Here is a 15,695-nt window from a genome sequence, read left to right on the forward strand (position 1 = left end):
CCGCCCCGCCCCCGGCCGTTCACCATTCCAGGAGGACGGACGCGATGAAGAAACCCTGGGAGCGGCTGCTCCGGCCGGCTCCGGCAAGACCCCTGCTCGGCACGGCCCTCGCGCTGGCGGCCCTGTTCGCCTCGGCGGTCCCGGCGAACGCGCTGGCCGGCGGCTCGGGCGGGTCACCCCGCCCGGTGGTCGCCGTCGCCGAGGGCGGCCTGCGCGGGCAGGTCCGGGACGGGGCGCAGGAGTTCCTCGGCATCCCCTACGCCGCTCCCCCGGTCGGGGAGGCACGGCTGCGGGCGCCGCAGGCGCCGCCCCGGTGGCACGGGGTGCGGGAGGCGGCCCAACAGGCTCCCGCCTGCCTGCAGTTCTCGCCGTTCGGGCTGCGGGATCCGGCGGCCGTCAGCGAGGACTGCCTGTACCTGGACGTGTACCGGCCCCGCACCGCCCGTCCCGGAGCCCGGCTTCCGGTGGTCGTCTGGATGCACGGGGGCGCGTACAGCCAGGGGACGGGAACGCAGTTCGGCGGCCGGACCCTGGCCGATCTCACGCAGAGCGTGGTGGTCAGCATCAACTACCGGCTGGGGCAGCTCGGTTATCTGGGACTGCCCGAGCTGGCCGCCGAGAACGGGCGCCGTTCCGGCTCGTTCGGGCTGATGGACCAGATCGCGGCGCTCCAGTGGACGCGGCAGAACATCGGCGCGTTCGGCGGGAACCCGGGCAGTGTCACGGTCTCCGGTCAGTCCGCGGGCAGTGGTTCCGTCTGCGCACTGCTGGCCGCGCCGTCGGCCGCCGGGCTGTTCCACCGGGCCGTACTGCAGAGCGGGCCGTGCACGCTGCTGGGCACGCCCGACGGCGCGCGGGCGGAGACGGAGGCGCGGACCTTCGCCGCGCGGGCGGGGTGCGCCGGTCCGGCCGGGGTCCCCGCGTGTCTGCGCGCCGCCTCCGGAGCGGCCCTGGTCGAGGCGGCGCGTACGGTGCCCACCTCGGGTCCGGCGTCCGGTGACGGGCTGCTGCCGGTCGATCCGGCGCGGGCCATCGGGAACGGCGCCTGGAACAAGGTGCCGGTCCTGATCGGGAGCACCCGTTCCGAGGCCCGGCTCTTCGTCGCGCTGACCCAGCCGCACCTGACGGCGGAGCAGTACACGGCGCAGATCCTCGCGGGGTACGGGGCCGCGGGGCCGGAGGTCCTCGCGCGGTATCCGGTGGCGGACCACGGCTCGCCCTACCTGGCGCTCTCGGCCGTCATGACCGACTCCACGTTCGCCTGCCACACGGCGTGGACGGCGCGGCTGTTCGCCGCGCAAGTTCCGACCTACGCCTACGAGTTCGACGACCCGCGGTCGCCGACCCTCGCGGGAGCGCAGGTCCCGGGGCTGGACCAGTCCAACGCCCACAGTGCGGAGCTCGCGTACCTGCACGACTTCACCATGGGCGACCGTCCGCTGACTCCCGATCAGGTCGCGCTGGCGACCTCGATGAAGCGCTACTGGGGGGCCTTCGCACGCTTCGGCACCCCGGTGGTGCCGGGCCAGGCGGCGTGGCCGGCGACCGGGGCGGGTGCCGGCGTGGGCGCCGCGACCGTCCTGACCCTCGACCCGGCGGGGACGCGGACGAGCGCGTCGTTCGAGGCGGACCACCAGTGCGCGTTCTGGCGGACCCAGCCGCCCCGGCCGATCTGACCGGCGACCGCCCGTGCCCATGGGAGTCGCGGCCCGTCAGCGATCGACACCCCGGTGTGGGCGGGGGAGGATGGAAGCGACGGGCGCGGTCCGGCCGACCCGGGCGCCCGGCGCCGCCTGCTGACGCGTACCGACGGCCCGCCCCGCCCCTGAGGCTCCGCCCCTGGGGCGGGGCCCCGGAACGGCGTCGGCCGGACTTCGGGGGGGGAGAGCCGCACCACGCGCGTGCGGCCGTGCGTGCCCGCGGCGCTGCCTCTCCCTCTCCCCTCGATTCCCTTCCGGGAGGAAGATCATGTACCGACCCACACGGCTCACCGTGCTCGCCCCGCTCCTGGCGGGGGCGTTCGTCCTCGGCCCGGCCTCCTTCGCCTGGGCCCAGTCGGCTCCCGCGGCCGCACCTACCGCCACCTGCTCCATCTCCGGCGTGTTCCCGGCGACCGGGAAGGTGCACCTCTCCGGCGGCGGGTTCACGCCGGGCCCGGCCTTCCTGTCGTCACCGACCGCCGCGGGAGGCTCGTTCGAGGTCGCCGAGAACGGCGGATTCCAGTTCCTGAACGTCGAGAACGCCCAGTACACCGTGACCCAGAGCGGCCAGCACACCCAGTGCAGCGGCTTCATGGGAACTGAGTAATCCGCTTCGGGGCGCGCCGGGGTGCGCAGTAGCATCCCCGGATGCCCAACATCGAGACCTTGACGCCCGCGGCCGGCCGGGCCGACGCAGCCGGGCTGCGGGTGTACGACGCGGACCTGCTCGCGCGGTGCGCCGTCGACCGTGCGCAGCCCTGGTGGCGCCGGACGGCTTGCGTGGACGCACTGACCGGCCGGGTGCCCGCGGCACGGGCCGCCGAACTGCTCGCGTGCGTCCGCGACACCGAGGACTCCGGGACGGTCCGCAAGGCCCTGCTGGGCCTCCTCTCGGACCGGGCTGAGCTCCTCCCCTGGCTGCGGCACGAGGACCGGCGGCGGGAGGAGGCGTACGGCATGCCGGAGGCGGTCCTCCAAGCGCGCGGGGCCCTCGGGGACCGCACGGCGGCGGTCGGGTTGGCGACCCTCGCGTTCAGCCACTGGCGGAGCCGGCGGGCGATCGGGGAGGCCGGACTGGACGCGCTCGTGGACCGGCACGGGGTGGAGGCGGTGCTCTGCGAGCTCGGCGGCGGGCGGCCGGAGGACCGGGCCGTCGCCGTGCGCGTACGGCACCGTGCCGGCGGGGACGTCACCGACTCGCTCGCCGACCCCGACCCGCAGGTGGCCCACCTCGCGCAGTCGCTGCTGACCTGCCCGGACCGGGTCCGCGCCTACCTCGCCGAGGCTCCGACGGCCGACGCCACGCTGTGGGCCGCGTACGCGCTGCACCGGCTGACCGGTGACGCGGCGCGGACGCGGGCGGAGTACGAGGCGCTGGGGCGTCCCCGGGTGGAGGTCGACGGCCTGGACGAGGAGCTCCGCCGGGCGATCGTGCACGAGTACGGGCACGAGTGCGAGAAGCAGAGCGACCCGCGATGGCGGATCGAGGCCCTGTGCACCGAGCCGCCGCGACCGCCGGACGAGGAGCGGCAACTGGCCCTGGCCACGGCCGCGCTGGCGGCTGCGGGGCTGACTCCCCGTACCCCGGTCTCCTGCGGCGACGCCCACCGCCAGGGCGGCGGTACGTACCACGTGATCGGGTACGGGGAGGGTGGCAGGAGCGAGGTCTTCATCAGCACGCTGGGGCGGTTCGCCGGCGACCACGGAGACGACCCCGCCGCCCGCGCCGCCCTCGAAGCGGCCGGCTTCCGCTGGATCGACGGGGCCACCGGATCGATCCGCGTCACCGGCCTCGGCGTCTACTACTTCGGGGCGCGCGACCCGCTCGACGTCCACACGCTGCTGTTCTACTGGCAGGACTAGTGCTGTGGCCCTCGCCGCGTCAGCCCCGCTCGCGGCGCAGGGCCGAGAGGAGGCCGTCGATCTCGTCGGACCTCAGCAGGACGTCGCGTGCCTTCTGGCCGTCGGACGGGCCGACCACGCCCCGGGACTCCAAGAGGTCCATGAGGCGGTGGGACTTGGCGTACCCCACGCGCAGCTTGCGCCGGATCATCGACGCGGAGCCGAACTGGGTGGAGACGACGAGTTCGGCCGCCTGGCAGAGGTGGTCGAGGTCCTCGCCGACTTCGGGGTGCACCCCGCGCCTCGCGGATCGTCCGGCCGGGAAGTCGTCCCGGTGGACGGGGTCCATCTGGCTCCGGCAGTGCCTCGCGACCGCCTCGATCTCCGCATCGGAGACGAAGGCGCCCTGGAACCTGACCGGGTGGGCCGCCCCCATGGGCAGGAACAGCCCGTCGCCCTTGCCGGTCAGCGTGGAGGCGCCCGCCCAGCCCAGCCCGGCCGGACCGGCCACCGTCGAGTCCACCGCGAACCGCAGCTTCGACCGGAGTCCCGCGATCACGTGCGGCGTGAGGACGGCCTCGGTGGGCTGTTCGGTGGCGAGCACCAGGTGGATGCCGACCGTGTGGCCCAGCTGGGTGATCCGGGTGATCGCGGCTTCGGCGTCCGGCCGCGCGGCGGTCATCAGGCCGGCGAGCTCGTCGACGACCACCAGCAGGCTGGGGTAGGGGTGCGGCTCGCGGTCGCTGCCCGGTTCCGGTCTGAGGAGGTTGTCCCGGGCCGCCCGGTTGAACTCGTCGATGTGCCGGAAGCCGAAGGCGGCCAGGTCGTCGTAGCGCAGGTCCAGTTCGCGGACCGTCCAGCGCAGGGCTTCCACGGCACGCCGCGCATCGGTGACGACCGGGGCGAGCAGGTGCGGGATGCCCTCGTAGGCGGCGAGGCGAACCCGCTTGGGGTCGACGAGGATCATGCGGACGTCTTCCGGGGTGGACCGCACCATGACCGAGGTGATGAGCGAGTCGACGCAGGACGACCTTCCGGACCCGGGGCCGCCGACGATCAGGAGGTGCGGCATCCGGGCGAGGTCGGCGAGCACCGATCCGCCCTCGACGTCCTTGCCGAGGCCCACCGTCAACGGGGCGTCCGCCTCGGTGGCGTCCGCGAGACGCAGGACGTCGCCCAGGTGGACCGTCTCGCGGTCGGCGTTCGGGATCTCGATGCCGATCGCCGGCTTGCCGGGGATGGGGCTGATGATCCGTACGTCCTGGCAGGCCACGGCGTAGGCGATGTTCTTGGTCAGCGCGGTGATCCGCTCCACGAAGACGCCCGGGCCGAGCTCGACCTCGTACCGGGTCACGGCGGGCCCCCGGCAGAAGCCGGTGACGCGCGCGTCGACCTCGAACTGGTCGAAGACGTGGTGGAGCGTCGCGATGGCGGCGTCGTTGGCGGGGCCGCGTCCCTTGTCCGGGGCGCCTCGTCCCAGCAGGTCCAGGGAGGGCAGGGCGTACGAGATGAGGCGCGGCCGCGGTTCTCCGGCCCGCGGCGGCGCGGGGGGCCGGATCTCGTCGAGGACGCACGTGGGCGCCGGGGCCGCCACGGGCTGCGTGGGGGCCGGGGCCGCCACAGGGTGCGTGGGCAGCGCCGGATACGGCGGGACGCCGGACAGCGGGGGCCGGTACGGGCGCGGCGTCGGCATGGACATCGGCATCGGCGTCCGCAGTTGCGTCGGCGTCGGCACGGGCCGGGAGGGGCGGCGCAGCAGGCGTCGGGCCAGGCCCTCGAGCAGGCCCGGCGCGGCCAGGGCGAGGAGCCGGTCCCGCACCTCCGCGGCGCCCGGCGGCCGCCCCGCGGGGTCCTTGGCCAGGAGCGCGAGGATCAGCTCGTCCCAGGCCCCGGAAAGCCGGGGGTTGTACCGGCTCGGCGGCACCGGGGGCTCGGAGACGTGCTTGACGAGCAGGGCGACCCCGTTCGCGGCCATGAAGGGAGGGCGGCCGGTGACCAGGTTGTAGAGGACACAGCCCAAGGAGTAGAGGTCGCTGCGGTGGTCGACCGTGAGCGCCTGGGCCTGTTCCGGGGACATGAAGGCGGGGGTGCCGATCGCGGCTCCGGTCGCGGTCAGTGCCGTCTGGGGCGCCGGGTCGTCGAGGAAGGAGGCGATGCCGAAGTCCAGCACCTTGGCGGTGCCGTCGGCCGTGACCATCACGTTCGCCGGTTTGAGGTCGCGGTGCAGGACGCCGGCCCCGTGGACCGTCGCCAGGGCGTCGCACACCTGCGCCGTCCAGCGCGTGACGTCGTCCAGGCCCGGAGGGCCGTTGCTGATCACGAGGTCCAGGGGGTGCCCGGTGACCAGCTCCATCACGATGAAGAGCAGGGGGTGGTCGTCTTCGACGCTGGTGGACCCGATGTCGTGGACGGTCACGATGTGCCGGCTCTGCAGTCCGGCGACGACCCTGGCTTCGCGCTCGAAACGCGCCGCGGCGTGCGCGTACCCCTCCCGCTGCCCGCCGGCCAGCGTCTTGACGGCGACCTCGCGGCCCAGTCTCTCGTCGTAGGCGCGCCAGACCTGGCCCATCCCGCCCGCGCCGATCAGACCGGCCACGCGGTAGCGCCCGGCGATCCGTGTTCCCTGCACTTTCCCCCCTCTGCGGCGTGCCCCCTCACGGGTTTCGCCTTCGGGATCCTATGTGGGCCCGGCAGCCCGTGCCGGGGTGGGGCGAGCCTCCTGGAACTGATGGACCGGGCCACCGCGGCCGGCCGCGGGCCGGAAGAACCGCGAGAGGGCAGGCAACAGAAATACTGACCAGTACAGCCGCAATGGCCGGAAATCCTGGGTCAATTTGGTGACTAGGCCGCTGATGTTTCATCATCGTGACTGCACGTCAGTTCGACGTGCGTCGAGGAGGCGGGGGCGCCGGGGGGTCCCCCGTTCACACCGGTCGATCCCGCGGGCGAGCCTTCGCTCTCGCCGCGCCCCGCCGTGACTCCCGTCCCATTTACCGTCACCTAGGCAAAGGCCCATGTCCGCCCAGCAGCTCTCGGACCTCATACGTTTCGCCCGTCACAACTCACCCTTCTACCGGGACCTCTACGCGTCCCTGCCGCCGCACGCCGACCGCCTCACCGACCTGCCGGTGGTCGACCAACAGGAGTTCTGGGCGGCCAACTCCCTGCACGACAGCCGCGTACTGACCGGCCCGCTCAGCGAGGCCACGGTCTACAAGACCGGCGGCACCACCGGGGCTCCCAAGTTCTCCGTCTACACCCGCGACGAGTGGCGCACGTTCGTCACCTCCTTCGGCCAGGGACTCGTGGACGCCGGCCTGCGCCCGGGGCACCGCGTCGCCGACCTCTTCTACGCGGGGGAGCTGTACGCCAGCTTCCTCTTCGTCCTCGACTCGCTCGCCCACGCGCCCGTGGACAACGTCCGCCTGCCCATCGGCGGCGGCGCGCCGCTGGAGTCGACGATCCCCACGCTGCGCGACCTCGCCGCCCAGGTGGTGGCCGGCACGCCCACCACCCTGTGCCGGCTCGCCGAACAGGTCGTCGCGTCCGGTGTCCGGCTCGACTCGGTGGAACTGCTGCTCTTCGGCGGCGAGGCCCTCTTCGACGACCAGCGGCGCCTGCTGGCCACCGCGTTCCCCCGCGCCGAGGCCCGTTCCGTCGGGTACGCCAGCGTCGACGCCGGCCTGCTCGGCCGCCCCGTCCCCGGCTCGGATGCCCGGGTGCACCGGGCGTTCACCCCGTACTCGGTCGTCGAGATCCTCGACGACTCCACCGATGAGCCGGTCACCGAACCGGGCCGGCCCGGCCGGGTCGTCGTCACCAGCCTCTTCCGCCGCCTCATGCCGATCATCCGCTACCCCGCCGGCGACCGGGCCGAGTGGACCGGCACCGGGCCCGGACACTTCCGGATCCTCGGCCGCACCGAGGAGGGCGTACGGGTGGGGCCCGTCTCCCTCTACACCCAGGACGCCCAGGACGCCGTGGCCGCGGCGGACACCGCCGGGCAGGTGGTGGGCATGCAGCTCGTCGTCCGCCGCTGGGACGGCCGCGACGGGCTCGTCCTGCGGCTGGCGACGGCCCCCGGTGACGCCGGCCGCGGCGCGGCCGCGGGCGGCCGGGAGGCGCTGGCCGAGGCCGTGGTCGCGGAGCTGGAGACCGTACGGCCGCTGTATCCGGACAGCGTGCGCGCCGGGTTCGTGCACCCGCTGTCCGTGGAGTGGGCGCGCCACCGCGACCTCGCCGTCAACCCGCGCTCGGGCAAGCTCGTCCGGGTCCTCGACGAGAGGCCGACCGCATGACCGCCGCACCCGTTGCCGCAGCCGTGGCCGTGGCCGAAGAGGAGGCCGAAGCCCGCGCCGCGGCCGGCGGCCGGCGCGCTCCGCTGATCCTGCGCAACCGCGCCTTCGCCGCCGTATGGCTCGGCCAGGTCCTCACCCAGGCCGCCGTCCGCATGTTCCAGGTCGGCGTGTCCTGGTGGATCGTCGCCTACGCCGTGCGCGTCGCCCCCGGTCTGGCCTCCGGGCTGTTCATGGCGGCCTGCACGCTGCCCGCCGTGGCGCTGGCGCCCGTCGTGGCCGGGGCCGTCGCCCGGTTCGCCCACCGTTCGGTCCTGCGGACCGCCGCCGGCCTGGCCGGGGCCGCCTCGTGCGCCCTCGCCCTGTGGGCGTACGGCGGCGGCCTGCCGGTCGCCGCCGTGTACGCCGCCGCTCTCGGCCTGGCCACCTGCCAGGCGTTCTTCGACCCCTGCCTGACCACCTCGGTGCCCGAGCTGGTCGACGACGCCGACATCGAGACGGCCACCGGCTTCGAACTGTCCACCCAGTCCCTGGCCGGGCTCGGCGGAGCGCTGCTCGGCGCCCTGACCGTCGACCGGGCCGGTGTGGCGGGGCTGGCCGCCGGCTGCGCGGCCGCCTACCTCGGCGCCGCCCTCCTCGTCGCGAGCGCCCGCTTCCGCACCGCCGCGGCCCCGACGACCTGCGCGTCCGGCCCGGCGGCCGCCGTGCCCCAGCGGCGCACGCTCCGCCGCATCCTCGGCGAACTGCCCTACGTGCGGCGGATCCTGATCTGCTTCACCGCGGCGAACCTGTTCACCACCGCCGTGTTCGTCGTCATCCCCCTCTACACCCGCTCGGTCCTCCTGGGCGGTGGCGGCACCGTGGCGCTGCTGGAGGCCTCCCTGGGCGCCGGTGCGCTCATCGGCGCCTTCACCGGCACCCGCGTGCCGGGGCGGCCCACGGTCGCCGGCGCCTACTGCCTGGGCCTGATGGCCCTCGCCCTGGCGCTGCCCGGGCTGGTCTCGCACCGCCTGGCCGTCGCGGGCTGCCTGGCCGTGGCCGGCTGGTGCGCCGGGGCCGTCAGCGTCCGCTTCGTGGCCCTCTTCCAGCGGCTGGTGCCGACGGCGGACAAACCCGGCTTCTTCGCCGTGATGCAGGCCGTACTGGGCGCCTCCCTGCCCGTGGCGTCCCTGGTGTTCGGCTCCGCCGGGGACTACCTCTCGCCCCAGACGCTGTGCCTGGTGCAGGGCCTCGGCCTGGTCCCCGCCGCCTGGGCGCTGGCCCTGCTCGGATCCCGTACGCCCGAACCCGTGGGAGGCGAACGGTGAGGCCCGTCATCACCCCGGCCGACTGCGCGGACATCGCCGAACTGCGCCAGCTCTACTACGCCGTCTACGGGCCGCACTACCCCGTGGCCCTCGGCACCGACCCGGCCGAGATGGCCCGCCTCATCGCGGACCCGCACTCCCTGTGGCTCGTCGGCCGCTGCCCCGACACCGGGGCCCTGACCGGGTCCGCCGCCATCCACGGCGAGGCGGGCAGTCGCATCGGCCGCCTGGAGGGCATCGCCGTACACCCCGGGCACCGCTCGACGGGCCTGGCAGCCGCCCTGACCGGGGCGTTGTGCGCCGGGATGCTGGACACGGGGCGGCTGGACTCGGTGTACGCGACCGTACGGACCGTCAGCGCCGGTCCGCAGCGCGTCGTCGCGCGCAACGGCTTCCGCCCGCTGGGCGTCCTGCCCAACGCGGTGGATCTCCGCAGCCGCGAGAGCCTCGCGCTCTACGCGCGTCACTCCGCCGGTGTGCTCGACCGCCGGATGCCCGTCACCGAAGTGCCCGCCCCGCTGCTGCCGTTGCTGCGCACCGCCGAGGCCGCGCTCGGCATCGGCTACCCCGGGGTCCGGGCCGCCGACGCCCCGCCGCCGACGCCCGTGCCGCAAGGGGCCGTCGAGCGGCTGGAGATGATCGAGGCGCCGGCCTTCGTGCGCCGCCGCTTCCGCGAGCGGTTCCCCGGCGCCGAGGGCTGGTTCTACCCGCTGCACACCCCGAACGTGCTGCTCACCCCGGAGGACGGCCGGTTCGAGGTCTACGCGTACCTCAACCGGGCCGGCGGGTACTGCTCCCTGCTGACCGCCCACCCCGACCCGGCCGCCGCGGCCGCGTACCTCGAACCCGTCACCCGGGCCCTGGCCCGCGCGGGCGCCGGCTACGTCGAGGCCCTGGTGCCGCTCGACCACCAGGAGGCCCTCTCGGCCTTCCTCGCCCAGGGGTTCGTGGCCGGCGCCCTCTATCCCGCGATGCGCGCGGACGGCGACGGGTTCCACGACTACGCCGTCCTGTCCCGTTCCAGCGAGCGGATCGACTTCCGCGGCGTCGCCGTCGAACCGCCCCTCCAGCCCTATCTGGACTGCTACGTGTCGGCCTGGGCGTCGACGCACCTGCCCACTTCATCCGAGGTTGCCTCATGAGCCCCACTGATCCCGCGAATGCCGTGAATGCCGTGAATGCGGTGAATCCCGTGCCCCCCATGAACCCCCATCTCGCGCCGGTCGCCGTACCCGACCCGGCCCTCCTGCCCCACGTACAACAGCTGTGCGACCTGACCGACCCCTACGCCTGCGGGCCCGCGGAGGACGAACTGTTCGCCGCCGCCATGGCGGAGACCAACGCCTGGCACACCGAGCGCTCCCCGTTCTTCCGCTCCCTGTACGAGGCCACTCCCCCGGCGGAGCCGTACCGCACCCCGCTCGTCCACGCGAACTTCTTCAAGCGGCACGAGGTGCTCTCCGTCCCGCGCGAGGACGTCGAGCTGCACCTGACCTCCTCCGGCACCACCGGCCAGAAGTCGCAGATGTTCTTCGACCACTGGACCATCCGCTCCGCCCAGCGCATGGTCGCCCGGATCTTCGAGCGCAACGGCTGGATCACCCCCGACCAGGAGGTCAACTACCTCCTGTACAGCTACGAACCGGCCCCCTCCCTGAACCTCGGGACCGCCTTCACCGACAACTACCTGTGCGACTTCGCCCCGGCGCGCAGCGTCGAGTACGCGCTGCGCAACACCGGCGGCGACCACGAGTTCGACCCCTTCGGCTGCATCGCGGCGCTGCGCCGCTTCGAGCGGGAGGACGCCCCGGTCCGCATCCTCGGCTTCCCCGCCTTCCTCTTCTTCACCCTGGAGCGGATGCGGGCCATGGGACTGCCGCCGCTGCGCCTGCCCGAGGGCTCCCTCGTCGTCCTCGGCGGCGGCTGGAAGGGGCACGCCGACCGGCGCATCGGCAAGGAGGAGCTGTACGCGCGCGTCACCGAGCAGCTCGGCATCCCGGGTGAGCGGATCCGGGACACCTTCGGGTCGGTGGAGCACTGCATCCCGTACATCGAGTGCGACCACCACCGGCTGCACGCCCCCGTCTGGTCCCGGGTGACGATCCGCTCCACCCGCACGCTCGAACCCCTGCCGTACGGGGAGCGGGGCTACCTGCACCTCGTGTCGCCGTACATCACCTCGGTGCCGGCGCAGAGCGTGGTCATGGGCGACCTCGCCTCCCTCCAGCCGGGCGACGCCTGCGGGTGCGAGCTCCGGACCCCCTGGTTCACCGTGCACGGCCGTGCCGGAGTGAGCCGCAACCGCAGCTGCGCGGTGGCCGCAGCGGAACTGATGAAGGGCATGGCGTGACCGTGACGGAGACCAAGGCCGCGTACGACCTGCCCGGCGACGACGCCGCGCACCACTACTGGCAGGGCGCCTTCATCGGCGACGAGGAGGCCGGGCGCCGCCTCGCCGGCCTGCCGGCCGCCGTGGAGGCCGCCTTGGCCACGGTGCTGGAGACCGAGACCGTCCTGGCCGCCTGCGACGCCCTCGCCACCGCCCTGCGCGACCCGGCCCACCCGGTGCGCGCCCGGCTCGCCGCGCACCTGCCCGAGGGGGAGGACCCGGAGGTCCTGGCCGAGCTCGGGGGCCTCCTCGGCCGGCGCGAGCTGACCCGCAAGCTGCGCCGGGAACTCGGCAGCGCGACGCCCGGCCGGCTGGACCGGGCCGATCCGCGCGAGACGGTCTACGAGGCGTGGGCGCCCGTCGGCCTGGTCGCCCACATCGCCCCGGGCAACGCCGCGACGGTCGCCCCGCTGAGCATCGTCGAGGGCCTGCTGGCCGGGAACGTCAACATCCTCAAGACCAGCAGCGCCGACACCCTGCTGACCCAGCACCTGATGGCGGAGCTCGCGGCCCTGGACCCCAGCGGCGCACTGGCCGCGCGGGTCCTCGTGCTGCGCTTCCCGTCCTCCCGGCAGGAGTGGCTGCGCCTGATGTGCGCGCCCGCGGACGCCGTCGCCGTATGGGGCGGGGAGGGCGCCGTCGAGGGGGTGGCGGCCCATGTGCCGGCCGGGTGCCGGCTGGTGGAGTGGGGGCACCGGATCTCCTTTGCGTACCTGACGCGCGACGCCTGGTCGGAGGCCGGCACGCTCGACGCCCTGGCCGACGACGTGTGCCTGTACGAGCAGCAGGCGTGTTCCAGCCCGCAGGTGGTCTACCTCGACACGGAGGACGAGGCCGAGGTGTTCGCCTTCGCCGAGCGGTTCGCCGCCGTGCTCGCGGCCCGGCCGCCGGCCGTGACCGCCGTTTCTGCGGGCGGGACGGGCGAGCCGGATCCCGCCGGGGAGGCCGAGCTGACCACCACCGAGCTGGTGGCCCGGCTGGAGGAACACCTGGGCCTGACCCGGGTGTTCGCCGCGCCCGACGGCTCGTGGCGGGTCATGGCCGACACCCGGTCCCCGCTCACCGCCTCGCCGCTGCACCGCAGCGTGTGGGTCAAGCCGCTGCCCCGCAAGCGGCTGATCGCCACCCTGCGCCCGATGCGCCGCTACCTGCAGACGGCGGGCCTCGCGGGCAGCCGGACCGACATCGCCGAGCTGTCCCGCACCGCCCTGGCCGCGGGCGTCACCCGTGTCACGCCGGTCGGCGCCATGCTGGAGAGCTACGCGGGCGAGCCGCACGACGGCGTCTATGCCCTGCAGCGCTACAGCCGCCGCGTCGCGGTCCAGGCGGACCCGGCCCGCTTCGCCACGACCGCCTGCCTGGACGACCTGGCCCGGCCCGTGGTGCTGCCGCCGCCGGCGGGCCCGCTGCTGGGCAAGGAGGACGTGCAGGAGCCGGCCCGGGAGCTGGCGCGGGCCGATGCCGAGCTGTACTTCCGCAGCGGCGGCAGCACGGGCGCGCCGGCGCTGTCGGTCTTCAGTTACGACGACTACGACACCCAGATGCACGCCGCCGCGCGGGGCCTGCTCGCCGCCGGCTACGACCCGGTCGGGGACCGCACCGCGAACCTCTTCTACTGCGGCGGCATGTACGGCAGTTTCATCAGCTTCTTCTCCGTGCTGGAACGGCTCGGCGGGGTGCAGCTGCCGCTGTCCGCGGGCCCTGACCACCGGGCGACGGCCCAGGCCCTCATCGACCACGGGGCCGACACCCTCTTCGGAATGCCCTCCTACCTGTGGCAGCTGCTGCACGCGGAGGCGGACGCGCTGCGCGCGTACGGAGGCCTGCGGAAGGTCTTCTACGGCGGTGAGCACTTCACGCAGGAGCAGCAGCGCACGCTGAAGGACACGTTCGGCATCGAGGCCGTCCGCTCGATCACCTACGGCAGCACCGACCTCGGCCCGCTGGGCTACCAGTGCACCGAGAGCTCCGGCGGGGTCCACCACCTGCACGCCGACCTCCACACGATGGAGATCGTGGACCTGGCCGAGGACCGGCCGGTGGCCCCGGGCGACACGGGCCGGCTGGTCTTCACCACGCACGCCCGGCGCGGCCAGCACCTGGGCCGGTACGTGATAGGCGACCTGGGCCGGGAGGTCCCGGGCCGCTGCCCCTGCGGCCGGCACGCGCCGCGCTTCGAGCTGAGGGGACGCACCGGTGACGTGATGCGGGTGGCGACGTACTTCCTCAACCACCGCCGCTTCCTGGCCCTGGCCGAGGAACGGGGCGGCCACCGCGGCGAGTTGCAGATCCGGCTCGACGGTACGGACGCGCGCGAGCGGCTGACCGTACGGGTGGAGCGGGCCGGGGCGCCGGACCCGCAGCGGCTGCGGGAGGTGTTCCTGACCGGTTACCCGGAACTCCGCTCGGCGGTGACGGAGCAGTTGCTGGACCTGGTGGTCGAGCCGGTCGACGGCGCGTCACTGGACCGCAGCCCGACGAGCGGCAAGCTCCTCGCGGTGGTGGACGCGCGCCGCTAGTGCTGCCGTCGTTGGGGGGACGGTCCGGTCCTGGTCCGCGGACCAGGACCGGACCGTCCCCCGTCTCAGGCGTCGCGCAGGAGGGCCGGGAGCGCAAGGGCCGTGGTCTCGTGTGCGGGCCGTGAGAGGTGGAACGCGGTGTGGTAGTAGCCGTCGGACTCCTTGCCGCGGGGGTCCTCGCCGGCGGCGGTCACGGCGTCGACGGCGTGCTGCTGCTCGTGCGCGCTCGTGAAACGGCGTTGCCGGTACGTGGGGGCCGGCGCCTTCTCCGTGACCAGCCCGAGGGAGGTCAGTCCGTCGGCGATGGGCTGGTAGGAGCCGGTGCGCAGGACGAACGCCGCGACCCACACCTGTCGCTGGGCGGCGGAGAGGAGCGGTCGGAAGGTGCGGGGGGACAGGAAGCTGACGCCGCCGGTGACGGTGATCAGCCCCACCCCCTGGGCGGCCTTGAGGAGAGCGGCGCTGGGGGGATCCTCTTCCAGGTTCTCGGCGAACCCCTCGTCCAGCAGGCCGACGGCGAGCGCGTAGCCGATGGCGTTGGCGGCCTGATCGAGTCCGATCACCCGCACGGCGTCGGGGCGTCGGTGGGCCGCGTAGAAGGCCCGGTCCCGTTCGATGAGCTCTGCCGTGGTGAGTGCCGCCGCCTGCGGCGAGGTGTAGTGGGCGGACAGCTGTTCCAGGGTCAGGTCGTGGTTGAGAAGGGCCGCGTTGATGCCGTACGAGCAGCAGATGTCCAGTACCGCGAGCGGTTCGGCGCCGTCGGCCCGCGTGCGGGCCGCGGCCAGGCGGCGGAACACCCCCTGCGCGTGGTGCGGCGCCTGGTACTCCCAGCGGCCGAGGTCGCGGAAGAAGTCCCTGGGATCGGGCCGGTCGTAGATCTGGTCGAACGAAGTCATCTTCCCCTGGCCGGGAGCGGCGGCCCGGTCCCCGCCCTCGCCGGTCACCACGCCGGCCGCCTCGCCGCTCTCGCCCGTGCTCCCCGGATGGGTCATCGCATCCCGCCCTCCTCCTGAGCCAACGCGTCCGGTCAAGCAATAGCCGCTGACCGTCGTGCGGGGAAGACGGCACCGGCGAAACCCGGCCACGGATCACGCGGTCCCGGGCCGCTGGCCCTCGTCGTTGGCAACGGCCGGGTTCCAGCGGTAGGTCGCGTCGGGCTCGTTCTCCTCGTTGCGGCTGCCGTCGTTGGTGTCGACGAGCTCGAATCCGTGCCTCACGTAGAAGGCGATGGCGCCCTCGTTGCGCTGGAAGACGTTCAGCGAGAGGCCTTCGGGCGCGGCGGCGCGCACCTCCTCCAGCAGGCGGGTGCCGATGCCCTGGCGGCGGGCCTCGGGCAGCAGGTAGAGGTGTTCGAGCATGTCGTCCTCCAGGGCCGCGAACCCGAGGACCTCCTGGGTGGCCGTGCCGACGGCGAGCCACACCCGGCTGTCGGGGAGCACGACGTGGGTGATCCACGCGAGGGTGTCCTCGTCGCTGTGGATGCGCGGGAGGTAGGGCATCGCCGCGGCGCGGGAGGCCAGGAACAGCCGGGTGATCTCCTCGGCGTCGGCGGGTACGGCGGAACGGAGCTCGAAGTCGGTTACTGAGGCCAAGGGATCGGTTCCCTTTCTGCGGGGCCCGTGGGTCGGGCCGGTACCGGACGG

At 74.1% G+C, this 15,695-nt stretch carries 11 protein-coding genes; 8 read left to right on the top strand and 3 right to left on the bottom strand.

The features are described 5' to 3' along the window. Nucleotides 1-44: 44 nt before the first annotated feature. The 3 genes from OG447_RS23620 to OG447_RS23630 all read left to right on the top strand — a co-directional run bounded on the left by OG447_RS23620 (nt 45) and on the right by OG447_RS23630 (nt 3,563). On the top strand, nt 45-1,676 hold the full coding sequence (locus tag OG447_RS23620) for a carboxylesterase/lipase family protein (protein ID WP_266939193.1): 1,632 nt from the start codon (nt 45-47) through the stop codon (nt 1,674-1,676). A gap of 292 nt (nt 1,677-1,968) precedes the next feature. Further along, nucleotides 1,969-2,307, top strand: a complete 339-nt coding sequence (locus OG447_RS23625) for a hypothetical protein (RefSeq protein WP_266939194.1) — start codon at nt 1,969-1,971, stop codon at nt 2,305-2,307. Nucleotides 2,308-2,348: 41 nt separating this feature from the next. After that, nucleotides 2,349-3,563, top strand: a complete 1,215-nt coding sequence (locus OG447_RS23630) for a hypothetical protein (protein WP_266939195.1) — start codon at nt 2,349-2,351, stop codon at nt 3,561-3,563. Between the two features lie 19 nt (nt 3,564-3,582). Here the strand turns inward: OG447_RS23630 and OG447_RS23635 are convergent, their stop codons facing one another. Continuing rightward, the gene (locus tag OG447_RS23635) at nt 3,583-6,171 is read right to left on the bottom strand and encodes a DNA translocase FtsK (RefSeq protein WP_266939196.1); all 2,589 of its coding nucleotides are present in this window, start codon (nt 6,169-6,171) and stop codon (nt 3,583-3,585) included. A 385-nt stretch (nt 6,172-6,556) separates the two neighbouring features. Between OG447_RS23635 and OG447_RS23640 the strand changes: the two genes are divergently transcribed. From OG447_RS23640 to OG447_RS23660, 5 genes are read left to right on the top strand one after another with little or no spacing between them, the layout of a single operon-like run. Next, entirely contained in the window at nt 6,557-7,840 is a 1,284-nt protein-coding gene (locus OG447_RS23640) for a phenylacetate--CoA ligase family protein (RefSeq protein WP_266939197.1), read from the top strand. Further along, entirely contained in the window at nt 7,837-9,144 is a 1,308-nt protein-coding gene (locus OG447_RS23645) for an MFS transporter (protein WP_266939198.1), read from the top strand. The genes OG447_RS23640 and OG447_RS23645 overlap by 4 nt, the downstream gene beginning before the upstream one ends. Beyond that, nucleotides 9,141-10,286 (top strand): GNAT family N-acetyltransferase, encoded by a 1,146-nt coding sequence (locus OG447_RS23650; protein ID WP_266939199.1) that lies wholly within the window; start codon nt 9,141-9,143, stop codon nt 10,284-10,286. The genes OG447_RS23645 and OG447_RS23650 overlap by 4 nt, the downstream gene beginning before the upstream one ends. Nucleotides 10,287-10,345: 59 nt before the next feature. Further along, on the top strand, nt 10,346-11,494 hold the full coding sequence (locus tag OG447_RS23655) for an acyl-protein synthase (protein WP_266939200.1): 1,149 nt from the start codon (nt 10,346-10,348) through the stop codon (nt 11,492-11,494). Further along, nucleotides 11,491-14,052 carry an acyl-CoA reductase gene (locus OG447_RS23660; RefSeq protein ID WP_266939201.1) on the top strand — a complete coding sequence of 854 codons (2,562 nt, stop codon included), beginning with the start codon at nt 11,491-11,493 and terminating at the stop codon, nt 14,050-14,052. The genes OG447_RS23655 and OG447_RS23660 overlap by 4 nt, the downstream gene beginning before the upstream one ends. Before the next feature lie 65 nt (nt 14,053-14,117). Here the strand turns inward: OG447_RS23660 and OG447_RS23665 are convergent, their stop codons facing one another. Beyond that, complete coding sequence (locus OG447_RS23665) at nt 14,118-15,044, bottom strand: hypothetical protein (RefSeq protein ID WP_323181845.1); 927 nt, start codon at nt 15,042-15,044, stop codon at nt 14,118-14,120. A gap of 96 nt (nt 15,045-15,140) precedes the next feature. Next, nucleotides 15,141-15,644 carry a GNAT family N-acetyltransferase gene (locus OG447_RS23670; RefSeq protein ID WP_266939202.1) on the bottom strand — a complete coding sequence of 168 codons (504 nt, stop codon included), beginning with the start codon at nt 15,642-15,644 and terminating at the stop codon, nt 15,141-15,143. Between the last annotated feature and the right edge of the window lie 51 nt (nt 15,645-15,695).

The sequence above is a fragment of the Streptomyces sp. NBC_01408 genome (assembly GCF_026340255.1).
Taxonomy (GTDB): Bacteria; Actinomycetota; Actinomycetes; order Streptomycetales; family Streptomycetaceae; genus Streptomyces.

Bases quoted from the DNA above. Each gene is read 5' to 3' on its own strand.
- OG447_RS23645 (WP_266939198.1), top strand. From the start codon at position 7,837: ATGACCGCCGCACCCGTTGCCGCAGCCGTGGCCGTGGCCGAAGAGGAG.
- OG447_RS23665 (WP_323181845.1), bottom strand. From the start codon at position 15,044: ATGACCCATCCGGGGAGCACGGGCGAGAGCGGCGAGGCGGCCGGCGTG.
- OG447_RS23640 (WP_266939197.1), top strand. From the start codon at position 6,557: ATGTCCGCCCAGCAGCTCTCGGACCTCATACGTTTCGCCCGTCACAAC.
- OG447_RS23655 (WP_266939200.1), top strand. From the start codon at position 10,346: ATGAACCCCCATCTCGCGCCGGTCGCCGTACCCGACCCGGCCCTCCTG.
- OG447_RS23625 (WP_266939194.1), top strand. From the start codon at position 1,969: ATGTACCGACCCACACGGCTCACCGTGCTCGCCCCGCTCCTGGCGGGG.
- OG447_RS23630 (WP_266939195.1), top strand. From the start codon at position 2,349: ATGCCCAACATCGAGACCTTGACGCCCGCGGCCGGCCGGGCCGACGCA.
- OG447_RS23620 (WP_266939193.1), top strand. From the start codon at position 45: ATGAAGAAACCCTGGGAGCGGCTGCTCCGGCCGGCTCCGGCAAGACCC.